Below are 15,224 nucleotides of genomic sequence, written 5' to 3'. Positions count from 1 at the left end.
TTCGGGCGGACCGGATAGGTGATATGGCAAAAGTGCAGTTGCAGGGTGTGCGCAAGGTCTATGACAACGGCCAGGTCGCGGTGAAGGACGCCAGCTTCGAGGTCGCCGATGGCGAGCTGATGGTGCTGGTCGGTCCGTCCGGCTGTGGCAAGTCGACCCTGCTGCGGATGGTGGCTGGCCTGGAAGAGATCAGTGGTGGCACGCTGACCATCGGCGATCGCGTGGTCAACGACGTGGCGCCGAAGGATCGCGACATCGCCATGGTGTTCCAGAGCTATGCGCTGTACCCGCACATGACCGTGGCCGAGAACCTGGCCTTCGGCCTGAAGCTGCGCGGGCATGACAAGGCGACCATCGACAAGCGCATCGCCGAAGCCGCACAGACGCTGGGCCTGACCGAGATGATGGACAAGCTGCCCAAGGCGATGTCCGGTGGGCAGCGCCAGCGTGTTGCGCTGGGCCGGGCGCTGGTGCGCGAGCCGGCGGTGTTCCTGCTCGACGAACCGCTGTCCAATCTGGATGCCAAGCTGCGCCACAGCGTGCGCACCGAGATCGCGCAGCTGCACCGCAAGCTGGGCACCACCATGATCTACGTGACGCACGATCAGGTCGAAGCGATGACCTTGGGCCAGCGCATCGTGGTGCTGAAGGATGGCGTCATCCAGCAGATCGATACGCCGATGGCGCTGTACGACCGCCCGGCCAATCTGTTCGTGGCGGGTTTCCTCGGCAGCCCGGCAATGAACGTGCTGCGTGGCACGCTGCAGGGCGATGCCGGTGGCGTGACCGTGGTCGACGGCGAGTGGCGTGCACCGCTGGGCCAGGCCACGATCGATCCTGCGTGGTTGCAGAAGCCGATCGCGGTGGGCGTGCGCCCGGAGCACCTGCAGCCGGCGGCTACCGATGATGCGCATGCGTTTACCGCGCGCATCGAAGGCATTGAACCAGTCGGCAACGAAATCTTCGTCAATCTGAGCAGCGGCCAGCATGCGCTGACCATGCGCGTGGCGCCGCAGACGCTGCCGGCGGTGGGCGAGCAGATCCGCGTGGCGATCCACCCGCAGGGCCTGCATTTCTTCAGCCCGGAAACCGGCGAGCGCCTGTAAGGGGTAGTGCCGGCCGCTGGCCGGCAACCTCAACCGTGCGTGGTTGCCGGCCAGCGGCTGGCACTACCACTCCTGCGCCGAAGGCGTGCGGACCAACGGTCCGCACCCACCGGGCTGGTCAGAAGATCCACGCCATGCGTGGATGAGAGCCCTTCAGATTCAGCGTGCCAGCCCATCCAGCAACGGCATGCGCTGCGCCACGGCACCACTCACCTGCAGATCCGCATCGCTGGCCTCCAGCGGCAGCACTGCCAGTGCCAGGTCGCCGGCCACGCAGGCAATCGTGCCCAGCGCCGCGCCGTCCTGCTGCACACCATCGCCGGCCTGCGCCGGTGCTGCGGTATGCAGCAGCTGCACCGCGCGCTTGGCCTTGCCGAGGAAGTGGGTGCGGGCAACGATTTCCTGGCCCGGGTAGCAGCCCTTCTTCACGCTGTAGCCGTTCAGGCGGTCCAGGCCCAGCTGCTGCGGGGTCCACACTTCGCGCTGGCTTTCTTCCAGCCGCGGCAGGCCGTAGCGCAGGTCGGCCTGGCGCCAGGCCAGGGCGAAAGCGGCCTCATCGTCTTCACTGCCGGCGGCGAAGGCCTCGGCGGTGCCAATGCGCAGGGTGCGTGGGAGTGCATCGCTGCCCAGATCCAGTTCCCAGCCGTCACCTGCAGTCTGCGCAATCGCGGCGCCGCTGGCGGCCTCGGGCGCGGTAAACGCGCCGGCCGCGGCCAGGTCGCTGCGCACTGCCACCTTCACCTTGCGGCGGAACACGAAGCGCTGCAGTTGCGACGCAATCGCATCGGCATCGCCGTCGGCCAGCACCAGCAGTACGTGGTCTTCGGCCAGCCGCAGCAGCTGGAACACCGCCAGTGTGCGGCCCTTGGCGCTCAACCAGGCGCTCCACTGCCAGTGAAGCAGGGGCAGGGCGGTGACGTCGCTGCTGAACTGGGCATGGGCGAAAACGGCCGCATCCACGCCCTGCAGGCTCAGCAACTGGTGGCCGGGCAGGCGCGGATATCCGACGAAAGCAGGGGGCAGGTTGTCAGGCACGTGAACGAGGTCTAAAATTTGTGCGTTGCGAGACCGAACATGATAGGCCAAACAACCCCCACTCCCGACGACGAATCTGAAGCCCCGCTGGTCCCCGCGGCACCCGTGCCCGTGGAACAGGAAAAAGCAGAGGAATTCGGCGGCCGCGGCGGACTTGATCCGGTGCGGTACGGCGATTGGGAGAAAAACGGACGCTGCATCGATTTCTGATCAGCATTGAGCCAACGCGGCCGCGTGCCGCCCAGCCGAGACAACGAGCCCAGCGAATGGCGACCAGACAACGCCCACTTTCCCCGCACCTTCAGGTGTATCGCTGGCAGATTCAGATGGCCACCTCGATCCTGCATCGAGCCACTGGCGTCTTTCTGTCTGTTGGTGCCCTCATCATCGCCGCCGGCCTGCTGGCCCTGATGATGGGGCCCGAGTCCTGGAACTGCTTCACCGGCCATGCCGGGGCCTGGTATGGCCGCGTGTTCCTGTTCGCGTGGACATGGTCGTTCGCCTATCACCTGTGCAATGGCATCCGCCATGTGGTGCAGGACTTCGCCATCGGCTTCAGCATCCCCGCCTTCATCCGCAGCAGCTGGCTGTCGGTCATCGGCAGCCTGGTGATCACCCTGCTGGTGTGGGCCTATGTGATGTTCGGAGGTGCCGCGTGAGCAAGTTCCGTACCCCGTTGAAGAGCGTGCGCGGCCTTGGTTCGGCCAAGACCGGCACCGAGCACTTCGTGCACCAGCGCCTGACCGCCGCCGCCCTGGTGGCACTGGGCATCTGGTTCCTGGTCTTCGTGCTGAGCCTGCTGGGCTCGGACTACGCGACCGCTGCCGCTGCCGTGGCCAAGCCGTGGAATGCCGTGCCGCTGATCGGCCTGCTGATCGCCATGTTCTGGCACGCGCAGCTCGGCATGCAGGTCGTGCTGGAAGATTACATCCACGAATCGCTGCTGGCCCTGGTGCTGCAGACCGCGGTGAAGTTCGTCGCCGTGCTCGGCATGATCGTCAGTGTGTTTGCGGTGGGCCGCATCGCCCTCGGCGTTGCCTGAGCCCAGGCACCAACACAGGAATCCAGATTAGATGTCCGCTTACAAGATCACCGAACACAAGTACGACATGGTCGTGGTCGGCGCCGGCGGTGCCGGCCTGCGCGCCACGTTCGGCCTGGCCGCCAAGGGCCTGCAGACCGTGTGCCTGACCAAGGTCTTCCCGACCCGTTCGCATACCGTTGCCGCCCAGGGCGGTATCTCGGCCGCGCTCGCCAACATGGGCGAGGACGACTGGCGTTACCACTTCTTCGACACCATCAAGGGTTCGGACTGGCTGGGCGACCAGGACGCCATCGAATACATGTGCCGTGAGGCCATCCCGGCCATCATCGAGCTCGAACACTACGGCGTGCCGTTCTCGCGCACCGCTGAAGGCAAGATCTACCAGCGTCCGTTCGGTGGCATGACCACCAAGTACGGCGAAGGCCCGGCGGCGCAGCGTACCTGCGCGGCGGCCGACCGTACCGGTCACGCGATGCTGCACACCCTGTACCAGCAGTCGCTGAAGCACGACGCGCGCTTCATGATCGAGTACTTCGCGCTCGACCTGATCTTCGACGATGAAGGCGCCTGCCGCGGCGTGCTGGCCCTGGACATGTCCGACGGCACCCTGCACCTGTTCCGCGCCCAGGGCGTGGTGCTGGCCACCGGCGGCTACGGCCGTGCCTACTTCAGCGCCACCTCGGCGCACACCTGCACCGGCGACGGTGGCGGCCTGGCCATGCGTGCCGGCATCGCCATGCAGGACATGGAGTTCGTGCAGTTCCACCCGACCGGCATCTACGGCGCCGGCTGCCTGATCACCGAGGGTGTCCGCGGTGAAGGTGGCATCCTGCGCAACAGCGGCGGCGAGCGCTTCATGGAGCGCTACGCACCGCACTACAAGGATCTGGCCTCGCGCGACGTGGTCAGCCGTTCGATGACCATCGAGATCCGCGAAGGCCGCGGCGTCGGCGAGCACAAGGACCACATCCTGCTCGACCTGACCCACCTCGGCCCGGGCGTGATCGACGAGAAGCTGCCGGGCATCGCTGAAAGCGCCCGCATCTTCGCCGGCGTCGACGTGCACAAGCAGCCGATTCCGGTCATCCCGACCGTGCACTACAACATGGGCGGCATCCCGACCAACTACCACGGCGAAGTCGTGCGCAAGGTCGGCGACAACCCCGATGCCGTGGTGCCGGGCCTGTACGCCATCGGCGAAGCGGCCTGCGTGTCGGTGCACGGCGCCAACCGCCTGGGCTCGAACTCGCTGCTGGATCTGGTGGTGTTCGGTCGTGCGGTGGCCAATCGCTGCGCCGAGACCATCAAGCCGGGCGCATCGCACAAGCCGCTGCCGGCCGATGCCTGCGACAAGGCGCTGGGCCTGCTGGACAAGCTGCGCCACGCCAACGGCGATACCCCGACCTCGGTCATCCGCGATCGCATGCAGCGCACCATGCAGGCCGACGCGGCGGTCTTCCGCACCAGCCAGACGCTGAAGGAAGGCTGCGAGAAGATGGACAAGATCTTCGACTCGTTCCAGGACGTGAAGGTCTCCGACCGTTCGCTGGTGTGGAACTCGGACCTGATCGAGACCTACGAGCTGAACAACCTGCTGCTCAACGCGGTGGCGACGATCAACTCGGCCGAACAGCGCAAGGAAAGCCGCGGCGCGCATGCGCACGAGGACTTCCCGGACCGCGACGACGTCAACTGGCAGAAGCACACCCTGGTCAGCGTCGACGAGAAGGGCAAGTGCAGCTTCGACTACCGTCCGGTGCACATGTACACGTTGACCGACGACGTGTCCGTAGTGCCGCCGAAGCCGCGCGTGTACTGATCCGACCCCGCCTACCATGCAATCCGCGCCCACGGGCGCGGGCCGCCTGAGCCAACGAGAGCAGCCATGGCCGAGTTTTCACTCCCCAAGAATTCCAAGATCACGAAGGGCAAGCACTTCCCCGTCAAGAACGGCGGCAAGAACGTGCGCACCTTCAAGATCTACCGCTGGAGTCCGGACGACGACAGCAACCCGCGCACCGATACCTATGAAGTTGATCTGGACGCCTGTGGCCCGATGGTCCTGGACGCCCTGATCAAGATCAAGAACGAGATCGACCCGACCCTGACCTTCCGCCGCTCCTGCCGCGAAGGTATCTGTGGTTCGTGCGCGATGAACATCGACGGCACCAACACCCTGGCCTGCACCCGAGCCATCTCGGACTGCGGCAAGAAGGAAGTGCCGATCTACCCGCTGCCGCACATGAACGTGGTCAAGGATCTGGTTCCGGACCTGACCCACTTCTACGCGCAGTACGCGTCGATCAAGCCGTGGATCCGCACCCAGACCCCGGCACCGCCGGACCGCGAGCGCCTGCAGTCGCCGGAAGACCGCAAGAAGCTGGACGGCCTGTACGAGTGCATCCTGTGCGCCTGCTGCTCGACCAGCTGCCCGAGCTACTGGTGGAACGGCGAGCGTTACCTGGGCCCGGCGATCCTGCTGCAGGCCTACCGCTGGATCATCGACTCGCGCGATGAGGACACCGGTGCGCGCCTGGACGATCTGGAAGATCCGTTCAAGCTGTACCGCTGCCACACCATCATGAACTGCGCCCGGACCTGCCCGAAGGGCCTGAACCCGGCGCTGGCGATCGCCGAGATCAAGAAGCTGATGATGGAACGCCGCGCCTGATCAGGCCTGGCTGTACCGGGTAGAGCCACGCCATGCGTGGCTGTGCCGCCCCAGTAGAGCCACGCCATGCGTGGCTTTGCTGTATCTGGAGAAACATGATGGAAGAAGACGTTCTGCTGAAGAAGCTGCGCTGGCGTTGCCGTCGCGGCATGCGCGAACTGGACCAGCTGTTCGGCCGCTACCTGGACCGTGAGTGGAGCACTGCGCCGACCGAAGAGCGCGAGGTTTTCCTGTTCCTGCTCGATTGCGAGGACGATAAGTTGTGGCGCTGGTTCATGGGCTATGAGGCCTGCCCGCATGCGCACGCGATCCCCCTCATGCAGAAGATCCTCGCCCTCAAGCCTTGAGTGGCGCCCCTCGCGGCTGCAGGCCGCCGCCCAGTTGGCGGTGCTGCTGGCTGCGCCCTGGCTGCTGCGCGCATCGGATCTGCCTTCACGGTTGCTGATGCCCGCGGTGGTGCTGGCCTGGGTCATCGGGTTGGCTGAACTGGCCTGGCGCCAGCGCAGGCCACGCGTGCAGGTGCTTCTGCCGGTACCACCCGAGCCGCTGCAGGTGGCCGGGCAGGACGCCGATGCACCACAGCTGGTCGTGCGTGGCCCATGGCTGTTGTTGCTCTGGCGTGAGGATAGGCGCCGCCGGCGCCTGCTGTTCTGGCCGGATGTGCTCGATTCCGGGCAGCGACGTGAACTGCGACTGGCCGTGGCCGCACGCGGCGTTTCCCGTAGGCCCCGGTCGATGGCACCATAAGCTGAATTGACCGGCGTGCCTGCATGTTCAAACCCATTCCCGTGGCCATTGGCCTGCGCTACCTGCGCGCCAAGCGCCGCAACGGCTTCATCTCCTTCATCTCGATGGCATCGATCCTGGGCATCGCGCTCGGCGTTACGGTGCTGATCACCACGCTGGCGGTGATGAGCGGTTTCCAGAAGGAAATCCGCAGCCGCCTGCTGCAGATGACCGCCCACACCACCATCAGCCGTGACGGCGAGCCGATGCCGGACTGGATGCGCGTGGTCGATGTGGCCCGCAAGGATCCGCGCGTGGCCGGTGCCGCGCCGTACATCGAGATCCAGTCGATGATCAGCGGCCCGCGCGTGCAGGGTGCGATCATCCAGGGCATCGATCCGGCGCTGGAGCCGAAAGTCTCGGTGATCGACAAGAAGGTCACCAAGGGCAGCTATGACAGCCTCACGCCGGGCAGCTTCAACCTGCTGCTGGGCAAGGAGCTGGCGATCTGGCTGGGCGTGGACGTGGGTGATCAGGTACTGGTGACGTTCGCCGAAGTGCAGGGCACGCCTGCCGGCGCGGTGCCACGAATGAAACGCTTCACCGTAAGCGGCATCTTCGAGGCCGGCTACAACGAGGTCGACCGCGGCGTCGGCTTCGCCAACATGAAGGACCTGGAGCGCGTGCTGCGTTCCGATGGCGCCACCGGCGTGCGGCTGAAGCTGCACGACATGGACCGCTCGCTGGAAGTGGGTGTGGACCTGGCGCAGAACCTTGGTGGCGCGTACCGCGTGAGTGACTGGACCCAGCAGAACGCCAACCTCTACCACTCGCTGCGCATGGAGAAGGTGGTGATGGGCATCCTGCTGTCGCTGATCATCGCCATGGGCGCCTTCAATCTGGTGTCCTCGCAGGTGATGCTGGTCACCGACAAGCAGGCCGACATCGCCATCCTGCGCACCCTTGGCCTGACCCCGGGCGGGGTGATGCAGGTGTTCATGGTGCAGGGTTCGCTGATCGGCATCTTCGGCACGCTGGCCGGCCTGATCGGCGGCATTACCCTGACCCTCAACCTGGAGCGCATCCTCGGCGCCATCGAGAGCGTGTTCAACGTCAAGCTGCTGCCGGAGGATGTGTACTACATCACCGGCCTGCCGACCGACATGCAGACCGGCGACGTGGTGGCGATCACCGTGGTCGCGCTGCTGATGAGCTTCCTGGCCACCCTGTATCCCGCCTGGCGGGCAGCACGCACCCAGCCGGCGGAGGCCCTGCGTTATGAATAAGGTCTTCAACCGCGGCGATGAGGTGATCCGCGCCGAAGCACTGGGCAAGACCTACGCCGAAGGGCGCATGCAGACCCCGGTGTTCGACGGCCTGGGCCTGACCGTGACCGCCGGCGAAACCGTGGCGATCATCGGTGCTTCCGGCGCCGGCAAGAGCACGCTGCTGCACCTGCTGGGCGGCCTCGACATTCCGACCGCCGGCGAGGTCTATGTGACCGGCCAGCGCATGTCGGCGCTGTCGGACACCGCGCGTGGCCTGCTGCGCAACCAGGCGCTGGGCTTCGTCTACCAGTTCCATCACCTGCTTCCGGAGTTCACGGCGCTGGAAAACGTGATGATGCCGGTGCTTCTGGCCGGCACCGCGGTGGCCGAAGCGAGCAGCCGGGCCACCACGCTGCTGGAAGCGGTCGGCCTCGGCCATCGCCTGGACCACAAGCCGGGCGAGCTGTCCGGTGGCGAGCGCCAGCGTGCTGCGGTGGCACGAGCACTGGTCAATCACCCGGCCTGCGTGCTCGGTGACGAGCCGACCGGCAACCTGGATGACCGCACGGCGGCCACGGTGTTCGAGCTGATGCTGGAACTGAATCGTGCGCGTCACACCAGCCTGGTGCTGGTGACCCACGACCGCAGCCTGGCACGCCGCCTGGACCGGGTGCTGGAGCTGCGCGAAGGGCGCCTGCACGCACTGGCCCACGCCGACGTCTGAGGCGCCGGGCCCGCTTTGGTAGAAGCCGACCTTGGTCGGCTGCTCCTGTAGGGCAAGCGCCAACCAAGGTTGGTGACTACCGGAATCCGGAGCCTTGGGTCTGCTTTGGTAGAGGTCGACCTTGGTCGACCGCCGACCGGCGCCTGAATGGGGCTGCCGGTCGTCGCGCCGGCATTGCCGGCCCAGGCGCATGATGGCGACAGTTCCCCGAGGAGATCGCCATGAAGACCCCGATCCTGATGGCCGGACTCTGCCTGGCCCTGGCCGCCTGCGCGACCACCGGCCGGCTCAGCAGCGCCGAGAAGCTTGACCTTTACCGTGCCCACGCCGGCGCGCCACAGAATGACATGCAGTTCTTCGGTACCCTCAATGGCTGGACCGAACTGGGCGACAGCGCGCTGGCGGTATGGACGCGTCCCAGTGAAGCCTATCTGCTGGAATTGAGAGGCGCGTGCCAGGATCTGCCATATGCCACCGCCATCGGCCTGACCAGTCAGATGAATCGTGTTTCGGCGCGCTTCGACAAGGTGCTGGTGCGCGACCCCACGGGCGGCCCGCGCATGCCGTGCTTCATCGACAGCATCCGCAAGCTGGACGTGAAGGCGCTGCGCACGTCGGAGCAGGAGCTGCGCCAGGCGCAGGTGCAGGAGCGCGAGGAAAACACGAAATAGCGCGGTAGTGCCGGCCGCCGGCCGGCATCGCGCAGATGCCAAGTTGCCGGCCAGCGGCCGGCACTACCTGTGCGTCAGGCTTCCGGGGTGAAGCCTGCCGGCTTTTCCGCGTCCTTCTCGAACAGGAACTTGACCAGTTCGCCTTCAAGGAACGCGCGATGTTCCGGCGTGCGCGGCGACAGGCGGTTTTCGTTGATCAGCATGGTCTGGTGCGCCAGCCATGCGGCCCAGGCCTGCTTGCCGATGTGGTTGAAGATGCGCTGGCCCAGCTCGCCGGGGTAGGGCACGAAGTCCAAACCTTCGGCATCGCGTTGTTCGTACTGGCAGAAGACGGTTCGGGGCATGGCACTCACTCGTGGTTGCGGGGTTTCTTGGTAGTTCGTTTCGGCGTCTTGATCGTGGCGCCGTCGAGCAGTTTGCGGATCGGCGCCGGCAGGCCCAGCGCGGGCAGTTCGTCGCTGGCGACCCAGCGCAGCGTGGGTGCTTCCACGCGCAGGCCGTTCACCCGGCGCGACAGTACCTGCAGATGCAGCTTGTAGTGGCTGAAGGTGTGCTGCAGTACCGGCAGCTCTTCGGCATCTTCCAGCGAGCCGTCGACATGGGCATCGAACCAGTCCTGCAGCACGCTGCCGGCGTCGGCCTGCGGCAGCGTCCACAGCTGCGCCCAGATGCCGGTGTCCGGTCGCTTCTGCAGCAGCACGCGCTGCTGGGCGTCGCGCAGCAGTAGGGCCACTGCTTCGCGCTCGGGCAGGGTCTTGCTGGGCTTGGGCGTGGGTAGTTCAGCGGTGCGGCCTTCACGGCGCGCCACGCACGCGTCCTGCAGCGGGCAGATCACGCAGGCGGGTTTAGCGCGGCTGCATACGGTCGCGCCCAGGTCCATCTGCGCCTGGGTGTAATCGGCCATGCGCCCGGCCGGCACCTGCGCTACGTGTGCTTCGGCCATCGCCCACAACTGCTTCTCGATGGCCGGCAGGCCCGGGAAGCCGTCGACGCCGTGGTAACGGCTGAGCACCCGTTTGACGTTGCCGTCGAGGATCGCGAACGGGTCGTTCCAGGCCTGGCTGAGGATCGCACCGGCAGTGCTGCGGCCGATGCCGGGCAGGGCATGCAGCGCGTCGAAGTCACGTGGCAGGTCGCCGTCGTGCAGTTCCACGCAGCGCTTGGCTGCCGCGTGCAGGTTACGTGCGCGGGCGTAGTAGCCGAGTCCGGCCCACTGCGCCATCACCGCGTCGTTGCTGGCGGCGGCGAGGTCGGGCAGGGTCGGGAAGTGCTGCAGGAACCGCTGGAAGTACGGGATGACCGTGGTCACCTGGGTCTGCTGCAGCATGATTTCCGACAACCAGACCCGATAGGGGCTGCGCGGATGCTGCCAGGGCAGATCGTGGCGGCCGTGGTCGTCGAACCAGTGCAGCAGGCGGGCGACGAAGTCGTCGGTCTGCGTGGTTCCGGCGCTGGCGTGCGGCTGGCGGGGCATCGGTGTACCGGAGTTGGGCAGCCACCCATGGGGTGGCTCTACTGTGGTGGGTGTCGCGGCGATGAACCCCGCGCGGCCCGGAGCGCAGTAGAGCCACGCCGTGCGTGGCTGCACGGTGTATCAGCCGCCCAGCGCTTCGGGCAGCAGGGCGTCGACGAAGGCTTCCGGGTCGAACACGCGCAGGTCTTCCGGGCGCTCGCCGATGCCGGCGAAACGGATCGGAATGCCGAACTCGCGGGCCAGCGCGAACACCACGCCACCCTTGGCGGTGCCGTCCAGCTTGGTCACCACCAAACCGGTCACGTTCACCGCGGCATTGAACTGGCGCAGCTGCGACAGCGCGTTCTGGCCGGTGGTGCCGTCGATCACCATCAACACCTCGTGCGGTGCAGTAGCGTCGATCTTGCCGAGCACGCGGCGGATCTTGCCCAGCTCGTTCATCAGGCCGGACTGGGTGTGCAGGCGGCCGGCGGTATCGGCGATCAGCACCGAGGTGCCACGCGCCTTGCCGGCCTGCAGCGCGTCGAACGCCACCGAAGCGGCATCGGCGTTCTGCCCCTGCGCGACCACGGCCACGCCGTTGCGCTCGCCCCAGGCCTGCAGCTGGGCCACGGCGGCGGCGCGGAAGGTGTCGCCGGCAGCCAGCATCAGGCTGTGGCCCTCATCCTTGAAGCGCTTGGCCAGCTTGCCGATGGTGGTGGTCTTGCCGACGCCGTTGACGCCGACGATCAGCACCACGAAGGGCTTGGCGTTGCGGTCGATCACCAGCGGCTTTGCGACCGGCTGCAGGATCGCGATCAGCTCGGCGCGCAGTGCGGCCAGCAGCGCATTGGCGTCGGCGAACTCGCGCGACTTCATGCGCTTGCGCAGGCCCTCGACCAGGTCGGTGGTGGCACCCACGCCGACGTCAGCGGTGATCAGTGCGGTTTCCAGCTCGTCCAGCAGGTCGTCGTCGAGCTTGGGGTTGCGCGAGAACAGGCCACCGAAGCTGCGCGCGATGACGCTGTTGCGCAGGCGCTCGCGCCAGCCGGGCTTGCCGGCAGTTGCAGGCACGGCGTCGACCGAGGCGGCGGCCGGCAGGTCGTCGGTGACCGGTGCCGGTACCGGAGTGGGCTCAGGCTGCGGTGCGGGTGCCGGTTCGATGGCCGGGGTCGCGATGGGGGCGACGTCGATCTGCGCCGTCGGCGCAGGAGCTGCCGGAACCGGTGCGGCTGGGGCCGGAATCACCGGGGTGGGCTCGACAGCGACCGGAATGGCGGCCGCCGGGGGCGGCTCGACCGGTGCAGGCTCGGCCGGCACGGCTACCGGTGCCGGCTCCTTGTCCTCGACCGGCGCGGCCGACGGGAACGCCGCCGCCAGCTCTTCAGCCGAGTAGTGCTGGGTCTTGGGAGCCTCCGTAGCGGGGGCATCCTGGGGCTTCTTGCGGCGGAAAAAACTGAGCATTGGCAAAAGGCGCTGAAATCAGAGGGATATGCTACCACTCGGGCCTGTCGGGCCGATGTGGACTCAAGGTCGCGGCCCGCCGGCCGTTAACCGGTCCGGAGGGCTGCGCGCAGCGGCCCGGAGACCGCCATGAACAACGTGATGGGAATCACCCTCAGCGGGATGCGCGCGGCCCAGCAGGGCGTGCAGGTGGCCGCGCATAACGTGGCCAACCTGGCGACTCCCGATGCCCAGCGCCTGCAGTTGCAGCGCAGTGCCGCCGAGCAGAGTGGAGTGCAGGCCTCGGTGATTCCCGCCGGCGCCGATGCCGCCGCGCCGCTGGGTGATCTGCTGGCAGCGAAAGCCGAGGTGGTGGCCTTCGCCGCCAATGCCACGGTGATCCGACGCCAGGACCAGATGCTGGGCTCGCTGCTGGATCGGGAGGTCTGAGCCGCCCGGCTTTGGTGGGTGTCAACCTTGGTTGGCACGCTCGCCCCCCTGGTAGGTGCCAACCTTGGTTGGCACGCTCGACCCGCCTGGTAGGTGCCAACCTTGGTTGGCACGCTTTTGGGGCGCCAACCAAGGTTGGCCTCTACCAGAGCGTCGCCGGGCCATGCCCGGCGACCACCCTGTCGATCAGGCCGACAGCTCCAGCAGCAGCTTGTTCAGGCGCGCCACATAGGCGCCCGGGTCTTTCAGGCTGTCACCGGCGGCCAGTGCGGCCTGGTCGAACAGCACCCGGCCCAGATCGTCGAAACGCGCGCCATCGGCTTCGGCATCGAGCTTGGCGATCAGCGGGTGGCCCGGGTTGATCTCCAGCACCGGCTTGCTGTCCGGCACCTTCTGCCCGCTGGCTTCCAGGATCTGGCGCATCTGCAGGCCCAGGTCCTGTTCGCCGATGGCCAGCACCGCCGGCGAATCGGTCAGGCGGTGCGAGACGCGCACTTCGGCCACGTCATCGCCCAGCACCGTCTTCAGTCGCTCGACCAGGCCCTGCTTGTCCTTCGCTGCTGCTTCCTGTTCCTGCTTGTCGGCCTCGCTTTCCAGCGCGCCCAGGTCCAGGTCGCCACGGGCGATGTCGACGAAGCTCTTGCCGTCGAAATCGGTCAGGTAGCCCATCAGCCACTCGTCGATGCGGTCGGTCAGCAGCAGCACTTCCACGCCCTTCTTGCGGAACACTTCCAGGTGCGGGCTGTTGCGCACCTGGCTGTAGCTCTCGCCGGTCAGGTAATAGATCTTGTCCTGGCCTTCGGTCATGCGGCCGATGTAATCGGCCAGCGACACGCTCTGCGCATCGCCGTCGCCACGGGTGGAGGCGAAGCGCAGCAGGCCGGCCACCTTCTCGCGGTTGTTGTAGTCCTCGGCCGGGCCTTCCTTGAGCACCTGGCCGAATTCCTTCCAGAACGTGGCGTACTGTTCCGGCTTGTCGGCGGCCAGCTTTTCCAGCATGTCCAGCGAGCGCTTGGTCAGCGCGGCCTTCATCGAATCGATGACCGGGCCGGACTGCAGGATCTCGCGCGAGACGTTCAGCGACAGGTCGTTGGAATCGACCACGCCCTTGATGAAGCGCAGGTACAGCGGCAGGAACTGCTCGGCCTGGTCCATCACGAACACGCGCTGCACGTACAGCTTCAGGCCCTTGGGCGCATCGCGGTGATACAGGTCGAACGGCGCGCGGCCGGGCACATACAGCAGCGAGGTGTACTCCAGCTTGCCTTCGACCTTGTTGTGGCTCCACGCCAGCGGATCGCTGTGGTCGTGTGCCACGTGCTTGTAGAACTCGGTGTACTCGGCGTCGCTGATCTCGGTGCGCGGGCGGGTCCACAGCGCGCTGGCGCGGTTGACGGTTTCCCACTCGCCGGCAGCGCCTTCTTCGCCTTCCTTCGGCATCTGGATCGGCAGGCCGATGTGGTCCGAATACTTCTTGAGAATGCTGCGCAGGCGCCAGCCATCGGCGAAGTCGTGCTCGCCATCCTTCAGGTGCAGCACGATCTGGGTGCCGCGTTCGGCCTTGTCGATGGTGGCCACTTCGAAATCGCCTTCGCCGCGCGAGGTCCAGCGCACGCCTTCGCCTGCCGCCAGGCCGGCGCGGCGCGAGGTCACTTCCACTTGGTCTGCAACGATGAAGGCGCTGTAGAAGCCGACGCCGAACTGGCCGATCAGCTGCGAATCCTTCTTCTGGTCGCCGGACAGCTGGCGGAGGAAATCGCCGGTGCCGGACTTGGCGATCGTGCCGAGGTGGGCGATGGCTTCGGCGCGGCTCATGCCGATGCCGTTGTCTTCGATGGTGATGGTGTGGGCGGCGGGGTCGAAGCTGGCGCGCACGCGCAGTTCGCTGTCGCCTTCCAGCAGAGCCGGCTGGGTCAGGGCCTCGAAGCGCAGCTTGTCGGCGGCGTCGGCGGCGTTGGAGACCAGCTCGCGGAGGAAGATTTCCTTGTTGGAGTACAGCGAGTGGATCATCAGCTGCAGCAGCTGCTTGACTTCGGTCTGGAAGCCAAGGGTTTCGGTCTGGGTGGTCTCGGTCATCGATAAGGCTCCGTGTGCAATGCCGCGCCAGCGCGTGCGGCCTCGCCAAGGGGTATGGCTGATTGTCCCGAAATCAAGGGGTTGGTCGGCAGGGCTTGCAGCCCTGCACCTGCAGAGGCCGAAGCAACAGCAACAGCGGGCTATCCGTGGGATGGCGGGGTGGTGTGGGTGGGCAGGACACGCCGTGAACCCGTCCCTGGGGGCTCGATGGCGCCATCCATGGCGCCAACGGTCCTGCCCACCCACACCGCCCCGCCTCTGACAGGTTCCCGGTGACGGTGGCAACGGCTGGGCTTTTGATCTCATCAATTCCTTCGATATCTGACAGATGTTCATCCACGCATGGCGTGGATCTACTGCAGATCGCAGGAAACTGTCGAAGGCGGGGTGGGTCAGGTTGTGGGGGTGTCCGCGGCATGGATGCCGCGGCCAAGCCCCCATGGACGGGTTGCGGTGGTCTAATCAACCTGGACACTCGATAGGATCAATTTCAAGCATCGAGGTAGACCCATGGCAAAACAGATCACTCAGGGCATGAGGGACGAGGCGGTCCGCC

The 15,224-nt window shown here is 66.5% G+C and carries 17 protein-coding genes; 12 read left to right on the top strand and 5 right to left on the bottom strand.

Annotated features, from left to right (window positions below; all coding sequences use genetic code 11):
• The first annotated feature begins 23 nt into the window (after positions 1 to 23).
• On the top strand, positions 24 to 1,106 hold the full coding sequence (locus tag AC13GF_RS20585; protein ID WP_483005818.1) for an ABC transporter ATP-binding protein: 1,083 nt from the start codon (positions 24 to 26) through the stop codon (positions 1,104 to 1,106).
• 159 nt (positions 1,107 to 1,265) lie between these two features.
• Here the strand turns inward: AC13GF_RS20585 and ygfZ are convergent, their stop codons facing one another.
• Positions 1,266 to 2,141: a CAF17-like 4Fe-4S cluster assembly/insertion protein YgfZ gene (gene ygfZ / locus AC13GF_RS20580; RefSeq protein ID WP_483005817.1), complete on the bottom strand. Its 876-nt coding sequence runs from the start codon at positions 2,139 to 2,141 to the stop codon at positions 1,266 to 1,268.
• Between the two features lie 39 nt (positions 2,142 to 2,180).
• On the opposite strand from ygfZ, the gene AC13GF_RS20575 reads away from it, so the two are divergent.
• From AC13GF_RS20575 to AC13GF_RS20530, 10 genes are all read left to right on the top strand, one after another.
• Positions 2,181 to 2,351, top strand: a complete 171-nt coding sequence (locus AC13GF_RS20575) for a DUF1674 domain-containing protein (protein ID WP_005409075.1) — start codon at positions 2,181 to 2,183, stop codon at positions 2,349 to 2,351.
• Between the two features lie 56 nt (positions 2,352 to 2,407).
• Complete coding sequence (gene sdhC, locus AC13GF_RS20570) at positions 2,408 to 2,800, top strand: succinate dehydrogenase, cytochrome b556 subunit (protein WP_024958620.1); 393 nt, start codon at positions 2,408 to 2,410, stop codon at positions 2,798 to 2,800.
• Complete coding sequence (gene sdhD, locus AC13GF_RS20565) at positions 2,797 to 3,183, top strand: succinate dehydrogenase, hydrophobic membrane anchor protein (protein ID WP_024958619.1); 387 nt, start codon at positions 2,797 to 2,799, stop codon at positions 3,181 to 3,183. Before sdhC ends, sdhD begins: the two co-directional genes overlap by 4 nt.
• A 31-nt stretch (positions 3,184 to 3,214) precedes the next feature.
• The gene (sdhA, locus tag AC13GF_RS20560; RefSeq protein ID WP_483005816.1) at positions 3,215 to 5,005 is read left to right on the top strand and encodes a succinate dehydrogenase flavoprotein subunit; all 1,791 of its coding nucleotides are present in this window, start codon (positions 3,215 to 3,217) and stop codon (positions 5,003 to 5,005) included.
• Between the two features lie 66 nt (positions 5,006 to 5,071).
• Complete coding sequence (locus AC13GF_RS20555) at positions 5,072 to 5,857, top strand: succinate dehydrogenase iron-sulfur subunit (protein ID WP_005409079.1); 786 nt, start codon at positions 5,072 to 5,074, stop codon at positions 5,855 to 5,857.
• A 98-nt stretch (positions 5,858 to 5,955) separates the two neighbouring features.
• Positions 5,956 to 6,204 carry an FAD assembly factor SdhE gene (locus tag AC13GF_RS20550; protein WP_004153155.1) on the top strand — a complete coding sequence of 83 codons (249 nt, stop codon included), beginning with the start codon at positions 5,956 to 5,958 and terminating at the stop codon, positions 6,202 to 6,204.
• The gene (locus AC13GF_RS20545; RefSeq protein ID WP_483005815.1) at positions 6,155 to 6,604 is read left to right on the top strand and encodes a hypothetical protein; all 450 of its coding nucleotides are present in this window, start codon (positions 6,155 to 6,157) and stop codon (positions 6,602 to 6,604) included. Before AC13GF_RS20550 ends, AC13GF_RS20545 begins: the two co-directional genes overlap by 50 nt.
• 23 nt (positions 6,605 to 6,627) lie before the next feature.
• The gene (locus AC13GF_RS20540; protein WP_010484346.1) at positions 6,628 to 7,869 is read left to right on the top strand and encodes a lipoprotein-releasing ABC transporter permease subunit; all 1,242 of its coding nucleotides are present in this window, start codon (positions 6,628 to 6,630) and stop codon (positions 7,867 to 7,869) included.
• On the top strand, positions 7,862 to 8,575 hold the full coding sequence (gene lolD, locus AC13GF_RS20535; protein WP_024958615.1) for a lipoprotein-releasing ABC transporter ATP-binding protein LolD: 714 nt from the start codon (positions 7,862 to 7,864) through the stop codon (positions 8,573 to 8,575). The genes AC13GF_RS20540 and lolD overlap by 8 nt, the downstream gene beginning before the upstream one ends.
• A 221-nt stretch (positions 8,576 to 8,796) precedes the next feature.
• The gene (locus tag AC13GF_RS20530) at positions 8,797 to 9,246 is read left to right on the top strand and encodes a DUF6491 family protein (protein WP_447385735.1); all 450 of its coding nucleotides are present in this window, start codon (positions 8,797 to 8,799) and stop codon (positions 9,244 to 9,246) included.
• A 74-nt stretch (positions 9,247 to 9,320) separates the two neighbouring features.
• Here the strand turns inward: AC13GF_RS20530 and AC13GF_RS20525 are convergent, their stop codons facing one another.
• The 3 genes from AC13GF_RS20525 to ftsY form a co-directional block, all read right to left on the bottom strand.
• Complete coding sequence (locus tag AC13GF_RS20525) at positions 9,321 to 9,590, bottom strand: oxidative damage protection protein (RefSeq protein ID WP_295559009.1); 270 nt, start codon at positions 9,588 to 9,590, stop codon at positions 9,321 to 9,323.
• Positions 9,591 to 9,595: 5 nt separating this feature from the next.
• Entirely contained in the window at positions 9,596 to 10,720 is a 1,125-nt protein-coding gene (mutY, locus tag AC13GF_RS20520) for an A/G-specific adenine glycosylase (RefSeq protein ID WP_483005814.1), read from the bottom strand.
• A 120-nt stretch (positions 10,721 to 10,840) separates the two neighbouring features.
• On the bottom strand, positions 10,841 to 12,163 hold the full coding sequence (gene ftsY, locus AC13GF_RS20515; RefSeq protein WP_483005813.1) for a signal recognition particle-docking protein FtsY: 1,323 nt from the start codon (positions 12,161 to 12,163) through the stop codon (positions 10,841 to 10,843).
• Positions 12,164 to 12,292: 129 nt separating this feature from the next.
• Between ftsY and AC13GF_RS20510 the strand changes: the two genes are divergently transcribed.
• A complete protein-coding gene (locus tag AC13GF_RS20510; protein ID WP_483005812.1) occupies positions 12,293 to 12,592 on the top strand; it encodes a hypothetical protein in 300 nt (99 codons plus the stop codon).
• Between the two features lie 186 nt (positions 12,593 to 12,778).
• On the opposite strand, the gene htpG is transcribed toward AC13GF_RS20510, so the two are convergent.
• Entirely contained in the window at positions 12,779 to 14,668 is a 1,890-nt protein-coding gene (gene htpG / locus AC13GF_RS20505; RefSeq protein WP_483005811.1) for a molecular chaperone HtpG, read from the bottom strand.
• Positions 14,669 to 15,224 lie beyond the last annotated feature (556 nt).

The sequence above is a fragment of the Stenotrophomonas sp. 22LJNL06-5-1 genome, assembly GCF_056861455.1.
This window is presented reverse-complemented; position numbering and strand designations above follow the sequence as displayed.